Origin of the sequence: Endozoicomonas sp. ONNA2 (genome assembly GCF_024606365.1) — a bacterium.
GTDB lineage: Bacteria > Pseudomonadota > Gammaproteobacteria > Pseudomonadales > Endozoicomonadaceae > Endozoicomonas.
In genome coordinates this window covers 1-2,448 of sequence record NZ_JAHHPO010001082.1, presented here as the reverse complement: position 1 = coordinate 2,448, position 2,448 = coordinate 1, and the positions used below count along the sequence as shown (strand labels likewise).

The window sequence follows — 2,448 nt, the reverse complement described above, 5'->3', positions numbered from 1 at the left end:
GATGGATACCGGCGGCCGTATTGAGCGCTTTAATAAGCGTTTTGGCAAGCTGGGCGCTCGCAAGTAATCGAACTGGCAGCCTGTCGATCGAAAGGTGTTAAAAGGCGGCTGTTTATCAGTCGCCTTTTTTGTGGGCCTGTTATTTTTCCAATTGATCTTGTTACCCCCATTTCCATCATATATTCTGGGTTTTCTTATAACCTCCTCCTTTACCAGTAAAACTCATGGAAATGAAGCAAGCTGCACTTGATTATCATGCTCTTCCAAAACCTGGAAAAATTTCGATTGAAATTACCAAGCCGGCAGAGACTGCGCTGGATCTTTCCCTGGCATATAGCCCCGGTGTCGCAGAGCCAGTGCGGGCGATTGCTGAAAATCCGGAAGATGTCTATCGATATACCGGCAAAGGTAACCTGGTTGCAGTCATCAGTAATGGTTCAGCGATTCTCGGTCTGGGTAACCTGGGCGCACTGGCCAGTAAGCCGGTTATGGAAGGCAAGGCTCTGCTGTTCAAGCGTTTTGCCGGTGTTGATGCTATCGATATTGAAGTGGAATCTGAGAGCCCACAGGCGTTCATTGATACTGTGAAGCGAATTGCCTGCACCTTTGGCGGTATTAATCTGGAGGATATCAAAGCACCTGAGTGTTTTGAAATTGAACGTCGTTTGATTGAAGATTGTGATATTCCGGTGTTCCATGATGACCAGCACGGTACTGCGATCGTGACGGCTGCGGCCATGCTCAATGCCCTTGAGATTGCCGGAAAGGATATTGAAGCAGCAAAGTTGGTCTGCCTGGGGGCCGGATCGGCAGCCATTGCCTGTGTGCAACTGCTGATCAGCTGCGGCTTCAAGCCAGACAATATTCTGATGCTGGATAGCAAGGGTGTTATCCATGCCAGGCGCAATGACCTGAACCAATACAAGGCAATGTTTGCTGTTGCAACGCCTTGTCGCACCCTGGATGATGCCATTGATGGCGCGGATGCCTTCCTGGGTGTTTCCGGTGCTAACCTTCTGTCTCCGGAACAGCTTGGGAAAATGGCTGAAAAACCGATCGTTTTTGCCTGTGCCAACCCCGATCCCGAGATTCGTCCTGAGCTGGCCAGGGAGGTTCGTTCTGATGTCATTATGGCTACCGGGCGCTCAGATTATCCGAATCAGGTAAATAATGTCCTTGGTTTTCCGTTTATCTTTCGGGGAGCATTGGACGTTCGTGCTTCTCGCATCAATGAAGCGATGAAAATTGCGGCCGTTAATGCCATCCGGGAGCTGGCAAAAGAACCTGTTCCGGACGTGGTTATGGATGCCTACGGTGGTGTTAAGCTGAGTTTTGGTCCGGACTATATTATTCCAAAGCCAACAGATTCCCGGCTGCTTGGCACGGTTTCTGCCGCTGTAGCCCGGGCTGCAGTTGACTCTGGCGTTGCCAGGGTGGAATACCCTGTCCATTACCCTTTGAGTTCGGTTCTGGATATTTGAGCAACGTCAAAAAAGATCTTCTGGTGAAAATTCCTGGTCCATCTCGCCAAGAGATGGCAGACCTTCGTCACTGTAATGTCGTGGGGCGTTTTCCTGGAGGAAAATTTCGAAAATAGCGTTGGGGTCTCCGGGCAGGGCAAGGTTTCCGGTTTCTGGTGAAATTTTCAGGGTGATCATCCCCTCCGGTTGAGCTGTTTTATACTCCGGCTTGCCATCCAGGGCGGTATGCATATAGTCAATCCAGATTGGCAGAGCTGCATTGGCTCCGTATTCCAGGCGCCCGAGTGTTGAGAAGTCGTCCATACCCACCCAGACTGCAGTCAGAATATCCGGGTTAAAGCCTACAAACCATGCATCTTTACTATCATTGGTGGTTCCGGTCTTGCCGGCGATATCCTGTCGTTTTAATTCCCGGGCCCGTCTGCCGGTGCCTTTCCAGATTACATCATTCAGAATGTCGTTCATGATGTAGTTAACCTGGGGTGACATAACGGATTTGGCGATGATCGGCTGATCGCCGGGTTCAGTGTGTGAAGTGTCTTCCTGAATCAGCATTTCCTCATGCTCTGGATCGCTGAAAAGGTGGCTCTGTCCCTGAATCTCCATGGTGTCTTGATTCAGGCTGGCAACACAGCTTTCATTGCAGGCAATGGCTGCCCTGGCGGCAAAAATGAGTTCATCGGTGGTTTCGATGCGCTGGATCAGCCAGGGCTCAATGCGGAAACCGCCATTGGCCAAAACTGCATAGCCAGAAGCCAGCTCAAGGGGGGTCATGGAGACATTGCCCAGAGCGAGTGACAGGTCACGGCTCAAAGACTCTTCCTTGAAGCCCAACTGCTTGAGATAGTTAACTGTTTTGCTGATACCCAACTGACGCAAAACACGGATAGATACAAGGTTTCTTGAGCGATAGAGACCTTCACGCAGACGCATGGGGCCATTAAACTTCATATTGTCATTATTTGGC

The 2,448-nt window shown here is 50.4% G+C and carries 2 protein-coding genes; one reads left to right on the top strand and one right to left on the bottom strand.

Annotated features, from left to right (window positions below; translation table 11 throughout):
• Positions 1-224: 224 nt before the first annotated feature.
• A complete protein-coding gene (locus KDK14_RS19355; RefSeq protein ID WP_257266847.1) occupies positions 225-1,481 on the top strand; it encodes a malic enzyme-like NAD(P)-binding protein in 1,257 nt (418 codons plus the stop codon).
• 6 nt (positions 1,482-1,487) lie between these two features.
• Here KDK14_RS19355 and KDK14_RS19350 read toward each other — a convergent pair.
• Positions 1,488-2,448 (bottom strand): penicillin-binding transpeptidase domain-containing protein (locus tag KDK14_RS19350; RefSeq protein WP_257266846.1); only part of this gene is annotated, 961 nt, incomplete at its 5' end.